This window comes from Janthinobacterium sp. TND4EL3 (genome assembly GCF_900156175.1).
Classification (GTDB): Bacteria; Pseudomonadota; Gammaproteobacteria; order Burkholderiales; family Burkholderiaceae_D; genus Janthinobacterium.
This window is the reverse complement of sequence record NZ_FTMV01000071.1, coordinates 1-1,151: the sequence shown is the minus strand read 5'-3', so window position 1 is coordinate 1,151 and position 1,151 is coordinate 1. Positions and strand designations below refer to the sequence as shown.

Sequence of the window (1,151 nt, the reverse complement as noted above, 5' to 3'; positions counted from 1 at the left end):
CCCGGTGCCACCAACCTGCTGACGGCGGCTGCCTTGGCGCACGTCAACCGCCTGCCCGTGCTGCTCTTGCCCGGCGACGTGTTCGTCTCGCGCGCGCCGGACCCCGTCTTGCAGCAGCTGGAAGACGCCGGCGATGGCAGCGTCTCGGTCAACGATGCCTTTAAACCTTTATCGCGCTATTTCGACCGCATCGTCTATCCGGAGCAATTGCTGACGGCCTTGCCGCGCGCGATTGCCGCCTTGACGGACGCGGCCGCCTGCGGCCCCGTCACCTTGTCCCTGCCGCAGGACGTGCAGACGATGGCGTATGACTATCCGGCCGACTTTTTCGAACCGGGAGTCGTGCGTTTGCGCGCCGTGCCGCCCGTCGAGCAGGAGCTGGAAGAGGCGGCCGCCTTGCTGCAAGCGGCGAAACAGCCGCTGATCGTCGCCGGTGGCGGCGTGCTGTACGGCCAGGCCGGCGCCGCCTTGCGGGCGTTTGCCGAACGGCACGGCATTCCCGTGGCGGAAACCCAGGCCGGCAAGAGTTCCTTGCCGTGGGACCACCCGTTGCAGCTGGGCGCCATCGGCGTCACCGGTTCGCCCGCCGCGAATGCGCTGGCGGCGGACGCGGACGTGGTGCTGGCCGTCGGCACGCGCCTGCAGGATTTCACGACCGGGTCCAACTCCCTGTTTGCGCAGGCGCAACTGGTGAGCCTGAACGTCAACAGCTTTGATGCGCTGAAACGCCGGGGCCTGGGCCTGCAGGCGGACGCGACACTCGGCTTGCAGGGGCTGTCGCGGCTGCTGGGCAGCTGGAATAGCGCGGGCCAGTGGCTGGACCGTGCGCAGCAGGCAGGCCAGGCCTGGCGCGCCACCGTGGCGTCCATTACCGGCAAACGGGAAGTGGCCGGCTTGCCGTACGACGGCGAAGTCATCGGTGCCGTGCAGCGCTCATCGAGCGACTCGACCACCCGTGATATCGTCGTTTGCGCGGCGGGCACCTTGCCGGCCGAACTGCACAAGCTGTGGCGAACGGAAACACCGGGTGGCTACCACATGGAATACGGCTACTCGTGCATGGGCTATGAAATCGCCGGCGGCCTCGGCGTCAAGATGGCCAAGCCGGAAGCCGAAGTCATCGTCATGGTGGGCGACGGCAGCTATCTGAT

Annotated in this window: 1 protein-coding gene; it reads left to right on the top strand. The window is 67.6% G+C overall.

The features are described 5' to 3' along the window. The coding region (locus BXA07_RS29695) for a thiamine pyrophosphate-dependent enzyme (RefSeq protein WP_244556461.1) at positions 1 to 1,151 on the top strand (1,151 nt) is incomplete at both ends.